This window comes from Akkermansiaceae bacterium (assembly GCA_024233115.1).
In the GTDB taxonomy this organism is placed as follows: Bacteria; Verrucomicrobiota; Verrucomicrobiia; order Verrucomicrobiales; family Akkermansiaceae; genus Oceaniferula.
The window spans coordinates 844496-864984 of the sequence record JACKQB010000001.1; the positions used below are offsets into that span (position 1 = coordinate 844496).

19 protein-coding genes are annotated in these 20489 nt (G+C 56.9%); 7 read left to right on the forward strand and 12 right to left on the reverse strand.

Features of this window, described 5'->3' with window-relative positions; translation table 11 throughout:
- Window positions 1-306: 306 nt before the first annotated feature.
- Window positions 307-2448: a polyribonucleotide nucleotidyltransferase gene (locus H7A51_03580; protein ID MCP5535299.1), complete on the forward strand. Its 2142-nt coding sequence runs from the start codon at window positions 307-309 to the stop codon at window positions 2446-2448.
- A 266-nt stretch (window positions 2449-2714) separates the two neighbouring features.
- Here the strand turns inward: H7A51_03580 and H7A51_03585 are convergent, their stop codons facing one another.
- Window positions 2715-4172, reverse strand: a complete 1458-nt coding sequence (locus H7A51_03585) for a Gfo/Idh/MocA family oxidoreductase (protein ID MCP5535300.1) — start codon at window positions 4170-4172, stop codon at window positions 2715-2717.
- Window positions 4173-4485: 313 nt separating this feature from the next.
- Here H7A51_03585 and H7A51_03590 point away from each other — a divergent pair, with 313 nt between their 5' ends.
- The 4 genes from H7A51_03590 to H7A51_03605 all read left to right on the forward strand — a co-directional run bounded on the left by H7A51_03590 (window position 4486) and on the right by H7A51_03605 (window position 6654).
- A complete protein-coding gene (locus H7A51_03590) occupies window positions 4486-5103 on the forward strand; it encodes a hypothetical protein (GenBank protein MCP5535301.1) in 618 nt (205 codons plus the stop codon).
- Window positions 5104-5457: 354 nt separating this feature from the next.
- A complete protein-coding gene (gene trxA, locus H7A51_03595) occupies window positions 5458-5778 on the forward strand; it encodes a thioredoxin (protein ID MCP5535302.1) in 321 nt (106 codons plus the stop codon).
- Between the two features lie 30 nt (window positions 5779-5808).
- Window positions 5809-6279, forward strand: coding sequence for a VanZ family protein (gene vanZ / locus H7A51_03600; GenBank protein MCP5535303.1), 471 nt, complete (start codon window positions 5809-5811; stop codon window positions 6277-6279).
- A 111-nt stretch (window positions 6280-6390) separates the two neighbouring features.
- Window positions 6391-6654: a 50S ribosomal protein L28 gene (locus H7A51_03605; GenBank protein MCP5535304.1), complete on the forward strand. Its 264-nt coding sequence runs from the start codon at window positions 6391-6393 to the stop codon at window positions 6652-6654.
- Between the two features lie 72 nt (window positions 6655-6726).
- Here the strand turns inward: H7A51_03605 and H7A51_03610 are convergent, their stop codons facing one another.
- The 3 genes from H7A51_03610 to H7A51_03620 all read right to left on the reverse strand — a co-directional run bounded on the left by H7A51_03610 (window position 6727) and on the right by H7A51_03620 (window position 10622).
- Window positions 6727-8517, reverse strand: a complete 1791-nt coding sequence (locus H7A51_03610) for a heparinase II/III family protein (GenBank protein ID MCP5535305.1) — start codon at window positions 8515-8517, stop codon at window positions 6727-6729.
- A gap of 76 nt (window positions 8518-8593) precedes the next feature.
- Window positions 8594-9703 carry an 8-amino-7-oxononanoate synthase gene (locus H7A51_03615; protein MCP5535306.1) on the reverse strand — a complete coding sequence of 370 codons (1110 nt, stop codon included), beginning with the start codon at window positions 9701-9703 and terminating at the stop codon, window positions 8594-8596.
- Window positions 9704-9755: 52 nt separating this feature from the next.
- On the reverse strand, window positions 9756-10622 hold the full coding sequence (locus H7A51_03620; GenBank protein ID MCP5535307.1) for a D-alanyl-D-alanine carboxypeptidase: 867 nt from the start codon (window positions 10620-10622) through the stop codon (window positions 9756-9758).
- A gap of 345 nt (window positions 10623-10967) precedes the next feature.
- Here H7A51_03620 and H7A51_03625 point away from each other — a divergent pair, with 345 nt between their 5' ends.
- On the forward strand, window positions 10968-11882 hold the full coding sequence (locus H7A51_03625) for a hypothetical protein (protein ID MCP5535308.1): 915 nt from the start codon (window positions 10968-10970) through the stop codon (window positions 11880-11882).
- A 68-nt stretch (window positions 11883-11950) separates the two neighbouring features.
- Window positions 11951-12562: a hypothetical protein gene (locus H7A51_03630; GenBank protein ID MCP5535309.1), complete on the forward strand. Its 612-nt coding sequence runs from the start codon at window positions 11951-11953 to the stop codon at window positions 12560-12562.
- Here H7A51_03630 and H7A51_03635 read toward each other — a convergent pair whose 3' ends face one another.
- The 8 genes from H7A51_03635 to H7A51_03670 all read right to left on the reverse strand — a co-directional run bounded on the left by H7A51_03635 (window position 12563) and on the right by H7A51_03670 (window position 20474).
- A complete protein-coding gene (locus H7A51_03635) occupies window positions 12563-12904 on the reverse strand; it encodes a hypothetical protein (GenBank protein ID MCP5535310.1) in 342 nt (113 codons plus the stop codon). It lies immediately after the preceding gene.
- A 64-nt stretch (window positions 12905-12968) separates the two neighbouring features.
- Entirely contained in the window at window positions 12969-14558 is a 1590-nt protein-coding gene (locus H7A51_03640; GenBank protein ID MCP5535311.1) for an Rne/Rng family ribonuclease, read from the reverse strand.
- A 65-nt stretch (window positions 14559-14623) separates the two neighbouring features.
- Window positions 14624-16747 carry a penicillin-binding protein 2 gene (mrdA, locus tag H7A51_03645; protein MCP5535312.1) on the reverse strand — a complete coding sequence of 708 codons (2124 nt, stop codon included), beginning with the start codon at window positions 16745-16747 and terminating at the stop codon, window positions 14624-14626.
- Between the two features lie 47 nt (window positions 16748-16794).
- Window positions 16795-17361, reverse strand: a complete 567-nt coding sequence (locus H7A51_03650) for a hypothetical protein (GenBank protein MCP5535313.1) — start codon at window positions 17359-17361, stop codon at window positions 16795-16797.
- Between the two features lie 57 nt (window positions 17362-17418).
- On the reverse strand, window positions 17419-18234 hold the full coding sequence (gene mreC, locus H7A51_03655) for a rod shape-determining protein MreC (protein ID MCP5535314.1): 816 nt from the start codon (window positions 18232-18234) through the stop codon (window positions 17419-17421).
- 48 nt (window positions 18235-18282) lie between these two features.
- Window positions 18283-19314, reverse strand: coding sequence for a rod shape-determining protein (locus H7A51_03660; GenBank protein ID MCP5535315.1), 1032 nt, complete (start codon window positions 19312-19314; stop codon window positions 18283-18285).
- 294 nt (window positions 19315-19608) lie between these two features.
- Entirely contained in the window at window positions 19609-20109 is a 501-nt protein-coding gene (locus H7A51_03665) for a hypothetical protein (protein MCP5535316.1), read from the reverse strand.
- A 68-nt stretch (window positions 20110-20177) separates the two neighbouring features.
- Window positions 20178-20474 carry a DUF4190 domain-containing protein gene (locus H7A51_03670; protein MCP5535317.1) on the reverse strand — a complete coding sequence of 99 codons (297 nt, stop codon included), beginning with the start codon at window positions 20472-20474 and terminating at the stop codon, window positions 20178-20180.
- Window positions 20475-20489: the final 15 nt, after the last annotated feature.

Below are 20489 nucleotides of genomic sequence, written 5' to 3' on the forward strand. Positions count from 1 at the left end.
GGTCACGGTTTTCTCCGTGACCGTTTTGCTTATCCTCCGGGGATTGCGCTTCTTGTCTCACGCAACCCTACGAGCTTCGGCTCAGCCTTTGAAAATTTTCCGCGGGTCACTTTGATCGACCTCGCATTGATCCTTTCCCAGTCCCTGTTCATTCAGGCTGGAGGCTTTGCCCGACAATACAACAAGAGACGCCCGCCCCACACTGAATACGTTGAAAAAAGAAAACCATCAGAGCACACACGGTGCTAACAGGGGCAACCAACCAAACGCTAAAAATAGCAAAAGAAGAAAAGAAGTAATATGAATATGAACATTGAAACAATAACGATCCCTGTGGGATCCAACCCGATCACTCTTGAAACGGGTAAACTGGCCAAGTTGGCCGACGGCGCCGTCCAGGTGCAATCCGGAGAAACCGTAATGCTTGTCACCGCCGTTTCCCAAACCAAAATCCGTGAGGGCCAGACCTGGTTCCCGCTCTCCGTTGAATACAAGGAGCGCGCTGCCGCTGCCGGTGTTTTCCCCGGTGGCTACTTCAAACGTGAAGGACGTCCCACCGAAAAGGAAATCCTCACCTGCCGCATGACCGACCGTCCACTGCGTCCGCTTTTCCCCAAAGGCTACCTCTACGACACCCAGATCGTCGCGCTGCTGCTCGCCGCCGACGGTATCAACGATGCCGACATCCTCTCCATGAACGGCGCATCCGCCGCCCTCTGCATCTCCGACATCCCGTTTGCGGGTCCCATCGGTGCCGTGCGCGTCGGCCGTGTCGACGGTGAGTTCATCGTCAACCCGACCTTCGAACAGCGTGAGGAGAGCGATCTCGATCTCGTTTACGTCGGTAACAAAACCGAGTGTATCATGATCGAAGGCGCTGCCAACGAGCTGCCCGATACCGAGTTTGTCAAGGCCCTTCACTTTGCCCAGAGCCAGGTGGCGATCATCGTCGAGGCCATCGAAGGCTTTGCCGCCAAAGTCGGTAAGCCCAAGCGCGAATACACCGTCACCGTGGCCAAGGAGGATCTCCTTGAGATCGCCTACGAAGTCGCCGGCGACCGCATCGAGGACGCCATCTACGCCCCTAACAAGGTAGAGCGTGGCAAGAAAGTCGGAGCTCTCCGCGACGAAGTGGAAGCCACCCTCAAGGAGCGTGTGCCCACCGTCACCGAGTTCGAGATTGAGCAATGTTTCGAGTATATCCAGAAAAAGGCATTCCGTATTGCGATCATGGAAAAAGGTGTCCGTGCCGACGGCCGTGACATCGATACCCTGCGCCCACTCTACGCCGAGGCAGGGATGCTGCCACGCGTGCATGGGTCATCCATCTTCGCCCGTGGTGAGACCCAGGCACTGGCAACCGCGACCCTGGCCCCCGCCGACGAACGTCAGTACTTTGACAACTACGCCGGTGGCGAGGACAGCAAGCGTTTCATCCTGCACTACAGCTTTCCTCCATTCTCTGTGGGCGAAGCCGGTCGCTTCGGTGGCCTGAACCGTCGTGAAATCGGCCACGGAGCACTCGCCGAGCGCTCCATTGAGCCCGTCATCCCGTCCGAGGAAGACTTCCCATACGCCATGCGTGTGACCTCCGAGGTGCTTGAGTCCAACGGCTCATCCTCCATGGCCACCGTTTGTTCCGGGGTCATGGCCCTGCTCGACGCCGGTGTGCCGCTGATCCGCCCCGTCGGTGCGATCGCCGTCGGTCTGGTGACCGAGATGGATGAAAACGACAACATCAAGGCGCACAAGACCCTGCTCGACATCATTGGCTCCGAGGACTTCTACGGCGACATGGACTTCAAACTCTGTGGCACCAGCGAAGGCATCACCGGTTATCAGCTTGACCTCAAGCTTCCCGGTATCCCGCTTTCCATTCTCGAGGAAGCCGTGGTCAAGGCCGCCGGCGGACGTGAGAAGGTGCTTGCTAAAATGCACGAAACCATCTCCGGACCGGGCGCTCTCTCCGAGTATGCTCCACGGATCGAATCCACCAAGATCGACCCCGACCGCATCGGTGAACTGATCGGGCCAGGTGGTAAAAACATCAAGGGCATCCAGGCTGAGTCCGGTGCCGACATCAACATCGAGGACGACGGCACAGTGCACGTCTACGCGGCCAAGAAGGAAAGCCTCGATCGCGCCATGGAGATGATCAAGCAGATGTTCGCGGAAGTGGAAGTGGGCACGGTTTACACCGGACCCATCGTCTCCACCACGAACTTCGGTGCCTTCATGCAGATCATGCCCGGCAAGGACGGCCTCATCCACATTTCCGAGCTGGCCGAGGGCCGCGTCGAGAAGACCGAGGATGTGGTCAAAAAAGGCGATGTCGTCACTGCCAAGTGCATCGGCGTCGACGACCGCGGACGCGTCAAGATGTCCATCCGCGCCGCCGCCCGCGAAGCCAAGCAGAACGAGGCATCTGCCGAGCCAGCCGAAGCCTAAAGTGACGGCGGCCTCCGGTCGCCAGGTCATAGCCAATCATCAACGGCGGGTCACGAAAGTGGCCCGCCGTTTTTCGGTTTCACCCTGGAATCCGCAGTTGACGTGACGGCGGTTTGCAACCGCCTGGTCAATGCTTCCATAGGCCTTGACGGTTATAAACCGCCGCCACATTCTGTTCCACACGCACCCAACTGCGGATTCCAGGATAAAAACGGCGACCCCGTGATGGAGTCGCCGTCCTGAAATGTGTCTTGGCCTGAATCTTACTAGCTGACAATGGCAAGTGGTTTGGTGGTCTTCCACTGGCCGCGGGTGAAGTCGGGGAAGTCCTGGGGCATACCGTCCTCAGCCACCGACTTGCGGGTGAGTGGGGTGACGGAGGACCAGAGGCAGCCTTCATAGACGTTCTGGTCGAGTGGCTGTCCTGTGCGGATACACTCGATGACACGGAAGTTCATGATGGCGTCCATACCGCCATGCCCGCCCATTTTCTTGGCGACAGCGGCCATGCGCTTGTAGAGTGGGTGGTCGAACTCATCATAAAAGGCTTTTAGATCTGTAGTCCAGCCGTGGTAGTTGGTGTGCTTTCTCTTGCCCCCGGTGAGAGCTTTGAAGAGGTTGTCCGGCAGGCCTTCGCCATCGGCATAGTCGAGTGCAATCCGGTTGGGGAAACCGGCGGCGGTGCCCTTGGTGCCTTGGATCAGGTTGTGGCGGGTGTATGGGCGCGGGCTGCTTTCGTCCCATTGAACCATGATGGTCCGTCCCAGGAAGGTTTTGATGATGGAGGTGTTCATATCGCCCCCCTTCGAATAATCGATCTGGTTCAGCTTGCTGTCCGGTTTGAAATGCTTCTTGGCATAGAGCTCGTGGTTGCGGGCGGGGGAGGAAAAGGATACGATGCGGCGGAAGGTATCATCGGTCCGGCCAATGTTCATATACTGGGCCACGGGTCCGAGTCCATGGGTCGGGTAGAGGTTGCCGTTTTCCTTGGCCCAGTGGTAGGTGCGCCAGCTGCCGGTGCCACGGCCTGCCTCCACCGCGTTCATCTGGCCGCGCAGTTCGTGGATATAGGCGGCTTCACCGTGCAGGAGTTCACCGAAGATGTTTTGCCGGCACATGTTCAGGTACATGAGCTCTTCACGTCCGTAGTTGACGTTCTCGAGCATCATACAGTGTTTCTGTGTCTTTTCCGAGGTGTCGATGACCTTCCAGCATTCCTCGATGGATGTGGTCAGCGGCACTTCCACACAGACGTGGGCACCTGCGTTCATGGCGTCAATGGCCATCGGGGCATGCCATTCCCATGGCGTGACCACGTAAACGAGATCGGGTTTGGTTTCCGCGAGCATCTTCTTATAGGCGAGCTTGTCGCCATGGTACAGCTTCACTCCCTGGTGACGCGTGCCCTTGCCATTGGCGAGAACCTTCTTTTTGGCGTGTTGGCAGAGGTCTTCGTAGAGATCGCAGATACCGACGAACTCGGTCCCTTCAAAGGCGGAGACATGGTCGAAATGAGTGCCGCCCCGGGCACCGCAGCCGATGATGGCCACCTTGATGGTGTCGAGCTTGGGCGCAATGAAGCCACCCATGTACTTCGCACCGCCGAGTCGCGCGGGAGCTGGGTTGCTGGCTGTGTTTGCGAAAGCATTCGCGGCGGTAAGGCTGGCTCCCACCCCTCCAAGGGTCTTGAGAAACTTGCGTCTTGAGTTGTTGTCTTGGTTCATGATGATGCGATTGAGATAGTCCTATAACGGTCGCTAGGCAAAGAATTATTCAATCCGTGCGCCGCTTCATCAAAAAGAACACGTTGAGCGAAAATCTGACACGTGCGATCACATTGTATTTCCAATCGAAAAAAAATGGTCTGCGGGTTTGACATGGGGGCCCGGTGAAGGCTTTATTAATGAAAAGGATCATTCCTTTTCAAGATCACACGACGACACCTCATGCAACGACTCAAGTAATTGCACAAGTGACTCTGCAAACCACGCCTCCAGTAACACCTCTACCAACACATCCAACAACTACGATACATTTATGAGCGACGAAACCGATCCCAAGCCAATGAAGAAGACCTCAGCGGTGCCTCTTCGTAAGGAAACCGTACGTGTCACCCTGAAGGCGACACCTGATGATAGCAAAGCTCCGGCCGCGCCTCCTGTGCCTACTGCAGCGAGTGCTCCCAGGCCGCCGGCGCCAGCACCTACCATTCCTCTCAAGACTTCCGGTCCCGGCACAGCCAAGCCACCGACACCAGCTCCTACCGTGCAGTTGCAAACGGGTTCCGCCACCAAGGCACCTACCCCGGCGCCTACTGTTAGGCTCAACACGCCTGGGGCGACCGGTCCCGGCACCGTGGCGCTCACGGGTTCCCCCGCTGGAACCTCCAGCCAGCCGTTACCCAAAGCCACCGTCCAGCTCCAGCAGACCCAGCCGATGGGTTCTCCTGCGACACCATCCCAAGCCGCGACCATTCGTACGGCCGACGATGATGACTCCGGTGCTCACAAGGGTGAAGGTGCCGCATCCGCTCTTTCGGTAGTGGCTCTGATCGCCGCCCTGATTGTGCTCGGTGTCCAGCTTGCGACTGCCAGCATCTGGGTGAATGACGAAACCAGAAACGGCACTCCTGGATGGGGCAGGCTTTTCGAATAAACATCGATTTTCAGCCGCCGACGTCCCAATTGATTTTTTAACACCTTAAAGAAATACAATCATGGTTATCCAAATTATTCTTCTCATCTTTGGTGGTCTTATTGCCTACCTCGCGTGGGCAACAAGTGCGCTGCCTTTCTAATGGCTGCTCATGAGCCGAGTGGTGACCCGCTTGATAGAGTGGTGCAGACTTGGCTACCTGAACGATTCAAAAACCGTCCGTGGCTCACTACGGGCGGTTTTTTGCGCCTTTGAAGTGGTGGAATGAAGATGGAAAAAGACGGATGTCTTTCTCAAAACAGACTAATTGATGAAGCCGCTTGACGTATGCCATGATCAGTACATATTTCGCACATGGCTAATGCATATAACGAAAATAACTTTGAGGCCGAGGTAATCAACTCGGATAAACCCGTTCTGGTTGATTTCTGGGCGGAGTGGTGTGGCCCCTGCAAGATGATCTCCCCTCTGATTGATCAGCTTTCCGATGCCATGGGAGATACCGCCAAGGTGGGCAAGGTGGAGGTTGATACCAACCAGGCTCTCGCATCCAAGTATGGTGTGCGTTCCATCCCATGTCTGCTGTTCTTCAAGGATGGCGAAGTGAAGGACACCATCACCGGTGCCAATGTCACGCTCGACCAATTGAAGTCCAAGCTCGAGGGGCTTGCCTAAACTTGATGGACTCACCTGAAACCGGGCATTTTGAAACTCGTTTCCGGTTTTTGCGATCTGATCGTCGCGCGGCTTCCACGGAGGCCCGCGGCGTATTTTTTGCTGTTTTTTACCTGGGCGGTAACACTCTGGTTCTTGTCGGCAAGCAATCCTGCTCCCAAGGACGGGCCTGATATCCCCCATTTGGACAAGGTGGCCCATTTTCTTTATTTCTTCGGTGGTGGGGCGTTACTTGCCGCCTTTGGTGGCCAGAAATGGCCGGGAGTCTCGCGCACCCGATTGTTCCTGGTGGTCGCGCTGATCTGTTGTGTGATTGGCCGACTGGACGAGTACCACCAGGGGTTTACCCCCGGTCGCAGTGGTAATGATACCGGGGACTGGTTGGCCGACATCCTGGGCGGCGTATCGGGAGCCTTGGCGGTGATCGGTCTGATCTTGCCTCGAATCAGGCGTGACAAGGGCTTGAAGGCCAAAAAAGCGTCAGAAAATACGGAAATATAGCAAATTCCCTTGACTGGTAGCCGCCGGAGTGTATTTCTCCCCGCCCGCGAGTGGCGCTTTTCCTTAGCGCACTGAGATTTTAGACAATTTAGATCAAACCAATTTAGAACAATGGCCAGAGTATGCAGCATCAGAGGTTCCCGTGTCCGTGTCGGTGGAAGAATTCACCGTTCCGGTCTCGCGAAGAAGAAGGGTGGAATCGGTCGTCACGTGACCAAGGTGGTGAAGCGTACCGTTTCCCCCAACCTCCACACCAAGCGTATCTACGTCCCTGAGCTGGGCCACCATGTGAAGGTCAAGCTGAGTGCCAAGGCGATCAAGACCATTAACAAGAATGGTGCCTACGCAACGCTGAAAAAAGCGGGCCTTATCTAAAGTCCGCGCTGATCCAGCAGAGATTTCCAAACGACGGTCGCAGGGCCGTCGTTTTTTTGCGTGGTGGTCACTTCACTGGCCAAAACTCACGCTCAGCTCCAGCTTGTCGGCGGCGGGGGCGGTGAATGCGAGGATGCGGACCCCTTTGTTCTGGTTCTCCGTGCTGCTCGGTGGTTTGGCCTCCAGGATTTCCCATTGTCCGCCGTGGTGATCATTGCGGGTAACCGTGAGTTGTTTGCCGGATCTCTTGAGGATGACGACACTGCCTTTGATCTCGATGCTGGCACGGGTCAACATAGCCCAGCGGACGCTCCCCCTGGGGGAAGTGATGGAGTCGGTCAGGGTGATCAGGTGGTTTTTCCGGTCGAGCCGACAGTGCCGGACCATCTTGTCGGCTTGTTTTTGATAGACCGGGCTCAGGTCAAAGGTCGCCGAGCCCTCATCCGCCGAGCTGGTAAAATTCGTCATCGGGCAGGTCTTCGCTTTTGCGTTTTGCAGTTTTCCTCCGATCACCAGGGTGTTGTGTCCCAGGTTGGTGAGCCGGAAGTAGCTCCAGCGTTTTGAGCCGAAGTAGCCGGGCATGTTGTAGTTGTCACTGCCCAGGTCCTCCGCCCAGCGGATGCCTCCGGAGTCGACGACAAACGAGCCTACATCCATCTGCCCGTGGCTGGCTCCAGGGTAGCCGCCCTTGACCGCAACGAAGAGGGCGTCAGGATCTTCCCAGGAGCTGCGGAATGTCGCCAGGGGTTGGCTTCCCTGCCATGCGGAATCGAGGGGGAGTGGAGGAGCTGCTTTTTCAGGCGCTTGAGGTAACCAGAGTAGGTGTAACGGGAAAAAACGGTCTGGCCCCGTGGTGGAGTATTTGGTTTGGTGGGTGATGTCCTTGGCGAGTTTGGCGCGGATGAATCCGCAGGTGGCGGGGTCATTGAACGCGCTGGCCATCCACGATTGCGCAGCACTGATACTACTTGTGGATGCCCAGGCATCAGCAAAATTAAAAACCATTCCCGATGGGCCAGTGAGATGCTCGGTGAAAAGTGGCGAGGCTTTGAACTCGGCAGGGGTGGGGATGTTGAGTTCCGGTCGGTCACCACGCTCCCCTCTAACAACAGCGAGGCCGAGTACATGGTAGTTCGACCCATAGTGCCAGTAGCTGGGGCCTTCAGGATAGGCACCGCTGGGGAGATAGAATGTCCGGCAGGCCGTGAGTGATTGACACGCCTTGATGCGTCCCGGATGAATGGCATCGCCCGGCTTTTCCAAAGCCCGCTCGGCAAAGAGCAGGCCGGTGGCACATACCTGCGCCCAGTTGTTGTTAGGGTGTGCCCACCAGGCTTTCGTTCGGTCGGTGAAACCGCTGCGGGCGGGTTCGAGACCTTTTACCCGGAGTGCGGTAGCGTAGCGCAGGCGTTGTTCCGCGCTGAGTGCGTGGTAAAGCCAGTCGTAGCCGATGGCCACAGCCGTGGACATCTCCGCCGTATCGAGAAAGTGCCTGGTGTTCCAATCCTTTAACCCGGACGCCGCATCAAGCTCGAGGATGGCGCGGTCGAGGTATTTTTTTTCACCCGATAGCCGCCATGCCATCGAGGTGTGCAGAATCGTGTTGAGTGCGTAGCGACTCTGCGTCAGCAGACGTTTCCCGTCGGGTATGTGGTAGCGGCACACAGGCCGCCTGAGCGCATGATCAGCCCGACGGAGAAGTTCCTTGTAGAGGGCTCCGGCCAGGGGGTCGGATTGGATGCGTTTTTTGACTGTAGCTTCTTCGGGTTGTGGAAAGAGGATACGCGGGTGGCTATCACTTCCCTGTAAAGTCAGATGGGCAGCGAGCGAGAAAAAAACCAGGGTAACGCAGACAGTTTTCATAACGACGGATCGGCGTGTCCAGATACGCCGGGAAGGATACCTCTCCCTGAAAATCCATCTTTCACCCAAACAAAGCTCAAACCAGGCCGACCGATGCAAGCAGCGACGCCAAGCGGGTGATATGCTCGCTGCTATGCGCTGCACTGACGGTGATTCTCAGTCGGGCGGTGTTCCGCGGCACGGTGGGGTAGCGGATGGCCGGAACGAGGAATCCGGCGGCGCGTAGTTCCTGCGCCTTGTCCATGGCGGTTTTGTTGTCGCCGATGATCCAGGGAATGATGGCGGACTGTGCGTCCTTCTTGAGCAGGCGGATATTTGCCCAGAGTGTATTTCGAAGCACGTGGCCTTCCTCGCCCCGGATGATCCGGATTGCCGCGGTTGCGGCCGCCGCTTGGGCCGGTGGTGGGGCGGTGGAATAGATAAATGAACGCGCACGATTGATGATGAGGTCAATCCACGGTTGTGAAGCTGCCAGATAGCCGCCCGCCACACCGGCTGCCTTGCCCAGGGTGCCCATATGGAAATCGATCAGCCCCTGGATCCCCAGCTCCTCGGCGAGGCCCATGCCGGTTGGTCCTAGCACACCCAGCCCGTGGGCTTCATCCACCATGAGCAGGCTGTCGTGTTTTTGGCATAGTGTGCCAATTTCCCTCAGTGGTGCGCTGTCGCCATCCATACTGAAAATGGATTCGGTGATCACCAGGGTTCTGCTGTCAGGCGCTACCTTGCTTGCAGTGGAAACCAACAGCGATTCCAGTTTGTCGAGGTGGTTGTGGGGAAATACCCTCAGTGTGGCGCCACTCATTCTGGCTCCATCGATCAGGCTGGCATGACAGAGTTTGTCCAGAATCACGGTGTCCCCTTTGCCCAGCAGGGCGGTGATGACTCCGACCGAGGTGGAGTAGCCTGTGGCAAAGGACAGGGCCGCTTCCGTTCCCTTGGCTTGTGCCAGGGTGTTTTCCAGCTCGGTATGCGGTGCCATGGAGCCGCAGATGAGGCGCGATGCCGTTGAGCCGGCGCCGTATTTTTCAACGGCTTCCTGATAGACCTGCTTGATGTGCGGGTGCTGTGCGAGGCCAAGGTAATCGTTGGACGCGAAATTGATCAACGAGGTGTCCACCTCTGGAACCTGTCGGAGTAGCGAGGCTTGCTGAAGCCCGGACAGTTCATCCTCGGGGTGGCGCATGGACGGACCTTAGCTGTTGCGAGCTGCGTGTTGCCAGATAAATCATCAGGAACTATCGTGCCGGCGGGCGCTCGAGGGACCAGCGCAGCAGCTTTTCAGAATCCGACCAGATGGTGTTTGAGGTAGCCCCCAGGACCACAACGATCGAAGCGCGGCCATTCAGGCTGCCACTGGAGATGAGGCACCGGCCGGACGCATTGGTGGTTCCCGTTTTCATGCCATTGCAGTAGGACAGTTTCTTGAGCACCCTGTTCGTGTTTTCCAAAAGCTTTTTACGACCATTGGAAAATTGGAAGGTGTAAGCCTTGGTACTCATGATACTGCGGAGGGTTGGGCTACTGTAGGCCGCCCGTGCGCAGATCGCCATGTCCCGCGCTGTTGAGTATTGGCCCGTGGCCGTCAGTCCGTGTGGGTTGAGGAAATTCGAGTTTTGCATACCGAGGCTTCGCGCCTTGCGGTTCATGACCTTGGCAAATCCGGTTTCGCTGCCCGCCACACTCCGCGCCAGCGCACGCGCGACGTCATTGCCGCTTTTGACCAATAAGGCACCAAGCAAGGTGCGCCGACTGTAGACTTCGCCTGGACTGATACCCACTTTGGTTGGCACCACCCATGTATCGCTTTTGGTGATTGTGAATTTGCGATTCAAGCTGCCATCGTCCATCACACAGAGCGCGGTCAACAGCTTCTGGGTGCTGGCCACTGCGCACCGCTGGGTGGCGTTTTTTTCATAGAGGACCCGACCACTGGCGTAGTCGACCACAATCGCACGCGGAGCTCCAATCGTCGGGGCTGGGCCGCGCGGCACGGTACCTACTTGCACCGGTGCGGCAGCCGTCGGGGATGTCACCCTGGGTGCCTGGGCGCAAGAGGTGAAGGAGCAAATGACGAGTAGTGTGGGGATCAACGGAATACGCATAGACTGGATGGAAAATGGATACCCCCCAAGCCTCTACCATCCCAGCTGCAAGTCAAGGAGGAAGAGGGGGGACGCGGACATAAGATGCTGTATGACGGGGTATATCATGCCTACCCCATTGGTAATACAGAAACAGGATACGGGAAATGAAAACGCACGGGCAGGGGCTCACCTAGGCATGATCTGATTTTCGACGCGGTACGGATTTTTCCAGGTAATTTCATAATCTGGGTGCGCTCTCCCTCTGAGAGGTTGAGCCTTGGTCGCTAAGTCCCACGGCTGCCTGCCGACGGGTGATCAAGCTACCCCAAGCTACCCGTCTGCGAAGATCGCCCACTAGTCCCCATGAAAAACAACCTGAAATACATAGCCTTGGTAGTCGCTTTGATGGTCGCGATCCTTACGTGGTTCGTTGTAAGGGAGCCGTCAGCAAACGAAGACAAAGCCGTTGGCTCGGAAGTGCAAACGAATGCCGGTCACTTGCCTGCTAACAGTTCATCGGAGCGCAATCGAAAGAGCGGACGGCCGGATGCCTGGCGGTTACCCTTCAAACTTAAACCCCGTCTGGATACAGAACAACGCGCCCAACTGGAGCATGACCCCGCTGCCGCACTCGAGGCTTTGATGTCGACTGCTGAAGATCCCGGGTTTTACTCTCGATGGGAACGACAACGGCATTTGCTGGTGGCATGGGCGGGGAGGGACCCGGAGGCCGCGATCCGCTGGGTCAATGCCCGGGAATACCCGGTTGGACGGGCCGAATTGCTGGGTGCTGTCGCCGCCGGCCACATGATCCACGGTGGACCGGAAGCCCTGCAAAGCTTCCTGGCGCAGTATAATGAAGACCCCGCACTGCTTCCCAAGTACCAAGGAAACCTGGACCAGTTTGCGCTCCGCCTGATGGCGCGCGCTGATACGATTTCCGACTGTTTGGAGATGCTGAAGGAATCCCGGAATGTCGTGCTGGCTGGAGCATTGGTCGAGGGGATCGATACTTCGGATCGGAAAATGGCAACCATCGATTACTTTGAAGCGAAGGGCATCAGGGTGGAGCCCAACTACTGGAGCTTGCAGACCGTGGCTACCGAAGACCCCCGCCTGTGGGTCGACTGGGCAGCGAGGCGGCAATCGGATCTACTGCCCGAGCTCATCCAAAGCTGGAACCGCCAGGACCCAGCTGCGGCCAAAAAATGGATCGAACAAACCATTCCCCGTAACGATCCCAGGCGCCGGGAAATTGAAAATTTGATACGGGAGTAAGCTGACTTTTTGATGGTGTGGCGGCCGTCTCACGGTAGAATAACGGAGTGATGTCGCAACCTCCACCCATGCCTTTGACGACAGGAGCCAAGTCGTCTGCGCCGCTTCCACCAACGGACGCCAAACCGCTCGAGTACGAAGCGCGCATCACTCTGTTTGACAAGGTCTGCGTTTACCGGCTGGATGCTAACAGTATCCGCGCCGTCAGTGAGCTGGGCGAGTTTGTCTATCCATTGGCAGACATCGTCAGTGTGCGCTGCCGGTTTTTCCCTACCCGGGTGCAGCGCAATCGGTACGAAACAATACTCACCATGCGCACTGGCGGTACGTTGAAAATTTGTAACCAGTTCTTCAAGGGAGTCGCCGACTTCGAAGACCGTTCACCCGCCTACGCCAACTTTGTGAAAGGGCTGCACAATCATCTGGCCACACAGAACCCCCGCTGCGCATTTCACGCTGGAACCACAGCGCTGGGCTTTTGGTTAAACGCGTTGTTTCTGGGTGCCGTCTTACTCATCCTGATCGTGTTAGGCATCATCATGATCACCGCCATCCCTGCCGTGGCGATCATCAAATTTCTTATTATCCTATTCTACACCCCCACCTGCTGGTGCTGGTTCAAACGCAACAAACCCCGCCGCTACGACCCCAAAAACATTCCCCCAGACGTGCTGCCGTGATTAACGCGGAGTCGAAATCGATCTAAGGAACGAGCGGATGATGAGGAAACAGAAAAAGATGAACCCGAGGGGGAGGGCTAACAGGAGTGCCAGCACGACGGCGGGTACGATGACGAGTTTGCCCCAGGGTTTGCCGCGCAGGAGCATGAACCAGCGGGTCAGCCTGAGGGTCCAGCGGGCTTTCCAGGGGAGGGTCCTTTGAAAATCGGCGAAGGGGTCGTCGGTTGGGAAGGGCGGCGCTTCGGAACCGGAAGCGGCTCCGCTACGGGACGATGAAGTATCACCCGGGGGTTTCCCCGGGGTGATGATTTCATCGATCTCGATGGTTTTGCTTTCCGGCATGATCTTTCGAAGCCTGCAAAGGCTTCGCTACTTGGTATTTGGAGTTTGAAACTTGGGGCTTAAGCTACGCTTGGTGCAGGTTCTTCTCCGTCTCGGCTTCGATGATGGCGAAGCGTTCGCGGTGAAGTGTGGGGTCGGTGCGGAAGGTGAGGCGCCCGCTGTGCGACCGCTCGAGTTCCACAAACAGATTGGAGTCTTCCTTCTTAAAGCGGTTGAGCACCTCGGTGCTGACGACGATGATGAGATCGCCGAGCTTGCCTTCTCCGCGCTGGATCACGGTGTTGAGGGCCCGTTGTACTTCCACACTCATGGTCATGGGGGTCTTCACCCGGCCACGGCCCTGGCAGTATGGACAGGGCTCTAACAGGCTATCACGGAGCGACTCATTGAGACGCTGTCGGGTCATTTCCATCAAGCCTATCGATGAGATTTGCAGCACCTGGGTCTTCGCTTTGTCGCGTTTCAGGCGTTCCTTCATGGCGCGGTAAACGGCTTGCTGGTCGCGACGGTGACGCATGTCGATGAAGTCGACGACAACCAGACCGCCGATGTTGCGCAGGCGGAGCTGGCGGGCGACCTCCTGGGCGGCTTCGATGTTGGTTTCGAGCAGCATTTTATCGACGTCCTTCGAGCCTTTGTTTCGGCCTGTGTTGACGTCGACAGTGATCATGGCTTCGGTTTCATCAATGACGAGGTAGCCACCGCACTTGAGCCAGACCTGGCGCGAGAAAGCTTCGTCGATCTGTTTCTGGATACCAATTTTTTCGAAGATCGACTGGCGTGACGGGAAGTAGTGGATGCGGCGTTTGGCACGACGGGAAATGCGGCCCGCGATCTCCCGCATTTCGTTGGTGGTGTCTTCATTGTCACAGATAACCTGGCCGACATTGTCGGTGAGGAAACTGCGCACACTGCGTTCGATGAGATCCGGCTCGCGGAAGACACAGAGTGGGGCGGGGTTGTTATCGCGCTTGTCCTCGACGGCATACCATTGCTCCAGGAGCATGGCGAGGTCGCGGACGAAGTGGCGGGCGCGCTGGCCCGTGGCAACGGTGCGCATGATGATACCCATGCCCTCGGGGACCTGTAGCTTCTGCATGATGCGGCGCAGACGCTGGCGCTCCTTGGGGTCATCGACCTTACGGGAAATACCGAACTGGTCCGAGTAGGGCATCAGCACGAGGTAGCGGCCGGCGAGTGATATATTGGTGGTGACACGTGGTCCTTTGTTTCCGATAGGTCCCTTGGAGACCTGGATCATGATCTCAGACCCTTGTGGATAGATGTTAGGGATGTCCTTGGAAGTGATGCGCTTTTGTTTTTTCTTCTTTTTCTGTCCTTCGCGCTGGATTTCCTCCAGGCCGGTATCGAGGGCGGCTGGGATGGCATCCCAGAAGTGCAGGAAGGCATTTTTATCGAGGCCGATATCCACGAACATCGCCTTGAGTCCAGGTTCAATGTTTTTGACGGTGCCCTTGAAAATGCCGCCAACAATATTGAGATCCCCCTCGCGTTCGAGGTTGTATTCTTCAAGCGAGCCCTCTTCGAGGAGGGCGACGCGGCGTTCGAGTTTTTCTGAGTTGATGATGAGTGAGGTGCCTTCGAGTGGCGATGGTGTGCCGAGCCCGAAAGCTTGTTTGATGCGTTTAATCATATGGTTAAGTTAGTTTGGTAAATAGTTGAGAGAGTGGTCAGTGACGGGCACTGGAGGGATTGGGATTATTCTTCGATGATGATGGCTTTCGGGGCTGTTGAACCCTCGGCATCCGCTTCTTGTTTGATGGTTGGTTTGGCAACGCGTGGCGTTGATGTGTCGGTGATGGGCGCCGCCATCGGGATGTCTGAGATTTCGTTACCGGTTTCACCGCCATCCTCGTAGGCGATGTCCAGCAGGCCTCCTTCATCGGGTAATTCGACTGAGGCGCGGACAATGAAGTCGCCATTGAATTCCTTCATCTTGGAGAGCGGGAGGGTGAGGCCTTCGTCACGTGCAAAGAGACCGCGCAGAATAAGGTGTACGAGAGGGCCGGCGACAGCTCCACCGCTGCTGCCGCGTTTGACGGCAACGACGACAACATACTTTGGTTGGTCGTAGGGGGCGAAGGCAACCGTCCAGGCGTCGTTTGACTTGATTCCCATATCGACGGTTTGCGCGGTTCCCGTTTTGGCGGAAACATCCCGATCCTTGACGGAGGCACGGCGCGCGGTGCCTCCGAGCTCGTTGGCCGCGAGCCACATACCTTTGCGGATGCGTTCGAGGTGTTCGGGTTTGAGTCCTTCCTGCAGGAGGTTGACTTTGAGGTTGGGCCGGTTCTGCACAATGATTCCCTGGCGCGGGTGGATGACACGTTTGACGAGCCGTGGTTTGTAATACTGGCCGCGGTTGGCGATGGTTGATACCAGGGCGGCCATTTGCAAGGGCGTGGCTGCGCTGTCCGACTGTCCGATCGACATCATACCGGTGATTGAAGGAGTGACCGAAGCCCCCGGGCGGAGTTCCCGACGCCAGTAGCGGTTTCCCGGGATGAACCCTGCTGATTCCGAGGGGAGTTCGATGCCTGTTTTTTGTCCCAGGCCGAGTAATTGGAAAGAGTTGAGCATCTTGGTGCTGCCGATCTCGTTGGCGATGCGCATGAAGTAGCAATTGCATGAGCGCTGGATCGATTCCTGAAGGCCGAGTGTGCCGTGGCCGGTGCGCTTCCAGCAGTGGATTTTTATGTTTCCGTAGGAGACGTATCCCGGGCAGGATTCAGAATCGTAAGCGTGCCCATGCATGGCCGCGGCAATGGCGGTGGGGAGCTTGAAGGTAGAGCCGGGAGTGAAATTATTGATGGCCTTGTTGACGAGCGGGTGGGCCCGGTTGCTGTTGTAGTTTTTCCAGGCAGCGGGATCGATGCTCGGCACAAAGAAGCTCGGGGTGAAATCGGGGATCGACGCCATGGCGAGGACTTCCCCAGTGTTCGGGTCCATGACCACGGCGGCTGCGCGACCAACGCGGCGTAGCGTGTTCTCGACGAGACACTGGACACGTGAGTCGATGGTGAGTTCCACACGCGAGCCGACGTCGGGTTTGATGTAGTCGACCATTTGCAGCACCTCGCCTTTTTCGTTTTTGAGAAGTGTCTTGATGCCTTCCTCGCCTGTCAGGTAGCCGTTCATCGTGGCCTCGATGCCGGCGATGCCCTTGCTGTCGCCAGTGTAGTGTTTGAACTTGCGTTTTTCCTCGGGCGAGATCTCACCTTTTTCCCACTGCTTGACGTATCCAAGGACGTGGGAAGCGAGCGAGCCATAGAGGTATTGGCGGCGAGGGCTGACACGGACATCCACGCCTGGAAGCTCAAGGTTGTGCTCGGCGAAGTGGGCAAACTGATCGTACGTCAGATCGTCACGGAAGGTAAAGGGGACGAGGCCGCCGTGGGTGATGTAGTGCGTGTCGAGGGCGCTGGCCCGGTATTTTTTGTCGAGTTTGTGCAGGGCGAGTTTCGGGCGCACCCATTCGTTGATGATCTCGTGGGTTTTGATTTTTCTGAAGTCCTTGACCTTGGGGTCGTCCTTGCCCTTGGTTTCGAGCAGGTGACGTTTGTAGTCGTCCCGGATTTCATCAAGATTGAAAACCACCTCATAGTTGCGCAGGTTCTGGGCGAGGATGACGCCGTTACGATCGGTGATATCTCCCCGGATACCTGGCTCGCGGATGGTGATGGTGTAGTTCGACGGGACCTGTTTGAGGAATCGGGAACGCTCCTTGATCTGGTATTGGTAGAGCCGCGACAACAGCGCACCAAACCCGATGAGGACCAGGGCGGTGAGCAGGTAAAGTCTGAGGCGGTAACGTGGTTCCATTTTATTCAGGAGTCGGGAGTCGGGAGTCGGGAGTCGGGAGTCGGGGATTAGTCGAGGTAGCGGTGTTCGCGTTTCAGGCCCTCGTAGCGGATGGTATGGTGGCAGGCTGAGGCAAGCTGGAAGATGATCCAGAAAATGAGTGGTGAAAAAAGCATGGTGAGCGCGCTGGTGAGGTAGATCCGGTAAAAGGCTGTGGGAGGGAACGCAAAGTCACCACGCACGAAGTTAATGAGAAGATACTCCGAAAAGAGATAAAGGAAAATGGCGATACCGGCGAGGATGGATGAGATGTGCCATTTACCTTTGCGGAACAGGGGTTGGATCCCCTGCATGAGAAGCCCCATCATGGCGTAGAGAAAGATGCTGTAGCCGAAGCGCAGTGATTCAACCGGGTCTGAATAAATCTCCGGATCACCTCCCTGGGGGCCGAGGGCGTGTTGGGCGTCCCAGAGAAATCCGCAAATGAAGGCCAGCAGCAGCATCGTGGCAAAGTTGACACTGACCGAACAGCAGAGGAAGACAAGGGGCAGGATTAATACACGCGCGCCATACAATCCGCTGATTGCAGGCAGGAACTGCTGCACCATGCACGCGGCAAGGGTCAGGAGTATCACGCTGATGGTATATTTGATCACTTGTGGGTCAGGCTGGCGGTGTGGCTCTTATCTCTGCTAGGGAGATTTCGGAGGTTTTGGGATTTTTACAAACACCGTGTGTAGTGCTGCAAAGTCCACCGCTGGCTTGACGAGTGCTTCTCCATACAAGGGTCCGGATTCGAACGTCTTGATGGTTCCAAGAAGGATGTCCGGAGGAAAGAGGCCGCCGCGACCGGTGGTGAATACCAGCATGCCGGGTTTGATTTTGGCGTCTTTACTCAGGAAGCGCAGACGTAGAGACGGGGAGTCTCCAGTAAGGCCTCGTTGTCCGCTGACGATTCCCACCTCCGGAGTGCCGTCAACTTTCGCTGACACCTGGCACTTTTCATCGGTGAGTAGGATTACGGTGGATGTGTTTTCAGATGGGGCATCGACTTTTCCAACAAGGCCCTCGGGAGAGAGCACGGGGAGTTGGACACCGACACCCTGTTTTTCGCCACGGTTGATCGTGACGGTGCGCCACCAGGTGGATGGTTGGCGACGGATGATTGTTGCTGCTAGAACGTGGAAGGGTGCTTTCTCCTGGAACTTGAGTGCCTGGCTGAGCCGGGCATTTTCCAACTCAAGCTTACGCAGGTGGGCGACCTCCATTCTCTTTTTATCGAGTTCCTCCTTGGCGAGTTTATACCTGGCTTCCCACTCCTGGGAGTGTTCGACCTCACTGATGAACTCGGATGCCTTGGTTTCGAGGCCTGATCCACCCTTGAGGAAAGGGCTGATGGCACTGTAATAGGTTTTTTGAATACTGCGCACCGAGTGCTCGCTCAGCGTCAGTGCCCATACGGCACCCACGATAAACAGCAGGAGAGCGATCAGATTCAGCGGCTTCATTGCATCCGGAGGATAACACAGCCAGGCAGGCTGTGAGAACTAACAAATCTAGCGTGCTTCCGAGCTGGTCACACGGCGGAGGAATGAAATCTCTTCGAGGACTTTGCCGGTTCCTTCGGCCACGGCACTGAGGGGGTCCTCGGCAACGTGGACGGGGAGTCCGGTTTCTTCACGCAGCAGTTTGTCCAGGCCGCGGAGCAGTGCTCCACCACCGGCGAGGACGATCCCGCGATCGACGAGATCGGCAGCCAGCTCGGGCGGGCATCGCTCGAGGGTGGTGCGGACGGCGTCCACGATTGTATTCAAGGGATCGGACATGGCATCGCGGATTTCCTGGGAGGTGATGGTGATTGTCTTGGGTAGACCTGCCACGAGGTCACGCCCTTTGACTTCCATGCTGGTCTCCTTGGGGAGGGGGGCGGCTGATCCAAGGCGGATCTTGATTTCTTCTGCTGTGCGTTCACCGATCATGAGGTTGTAGGCACGCTTCATGTATTGGATAATGGCTTCGTCAAGTTCATCGCCAGCGGTTCTGACACTACGGCTGTAAACAATACCCGATAGGGAGATGAGGGCCACCTCGGTGGTGCCGCCTCCGATATCCACGATCATATTGCCGGCGGCGTCTTGCACGGGGAGGCCTACCCCGATAGCGGCGGCCATGGGCTCTTCGATGAGGTAGACTTCACGCGCCCCTGCCTGTTCGGCGGATTCACGCACGGCGCGCCGTTCGACTTCGGTGATGCCTGACGGGACGGCGATAACCACACGCGGGTTGGAGCGACGGCGGCCGTTGTTGACCTTGCGGATAAAGTGGCGAAGCATGGCTTCCGTGACCTCGAAGTCGGCAATGACACCGTCCCTCAGGGGCCGGATGGCAACGATGTTGCCAGGGGTGCGGCCGAGCATGCGCTTGGCGTCGTCGCCGACTGCGAGCACCTCATTGGTGCCGGAATTGATGGCGACCACCGAGGGCTCACGCAGGACGATACCGTGGTCCTTGACGTAGACCAGGGTGTTGGCGGTGCCGAGGTCGATGCCGATGTCATTGGATCTGATGGAAAAAAATTTAGCGAACATTTTGAATAGTAGATTTGGTTAAGATGTTGAAATACAGTAAGTTGGTAGATTTTTCGGGGTGCGGGGGAAAAGGGGGGGAGGGCGTTGACGCATGGGGTGAAAACGCCATGTTTGGCAAAGCCATTGTGGTCACCGGTCCAAAGCACCTCAATTGGCCCTTCCGAACGGTGGGTGACTATTCATTCTTACCCCCCTAAGGTCAAGAGGTAAGACACGGAAAGCGTTGAAAAACAGGGGCTTGCCTACGGTTTGCCAATTGGGGCGATATGGTCGGAAACCGGCGGGATGCAATTGTCAGGACAGCTTCAGGCGTTCATCGCTCTCGAGCGCCTCAGCCAGTGACGACCAGCCGTCCGGTGTCTGGAGGTTGAAGGTGTGGAGATAGAGGGCAACCAGTGCCGGGTCATTGGCTTCCAGAAGAGCGTCGACGGCCGTCTTAAGTTGTTCCTTTTCAAGGGTTTCCGGTAGGTCGCCTTCGACCTGGCCCTTGCCGTCGTGAGCAATGCCCACAGCGTCGCAAAATGTCACCAGCATACCTTCCTGCCCTTTCATGAAGTAAACTTGCAGCAGGTGCTCGGCGATCATATCGCTGGTTTTCAATTGCAGTGTCTTATGCATCCAGGCGATCTGGTCGGCTGCGGATTTTTTTTGAAGGAAGGCCAGACGGAGTTTCCGGTTGGTGGCGAGGCTGCCTAGGGCTGTTTTGTAGAGGTTGCGGTCCGTGTCGCGCATCCACATAAACATGTCGGTGACGATGGATGGTTTGACGTTTTGGAATAGTTCGTATGCGTGCATGGGGAAGTGGTTTTTGGTTTTGAAGTTGATGGTTTATTTAAGTTGGGACTGTGTGCAGGGGATGGGGGTTATTTGAAAAAGAGGACGCTGAGGAACAAGAGATTGCCTATGACCGTGAGCGTGCCCAATACAATGGCAACCCAGGCATGGACTTGGCCACGCCTGCCGGGTTGCTTCAGATAGGCACGGAATCCGATGATGCCAAGTATGATTGCAGCCGGCCCAAGCAATAATCCGATCACCGGGATGAGTGAGAATACTCCAAGGTAGTATCCGACTAATGAGGGAACGTTTTTGTAGGGGATCACACCGCCCGTAGCGTCAGAGGCCGGTGTTCGGTGGATGGGGGGTGGTTGCTGGTTCATGGCGGGGGGCTGGTG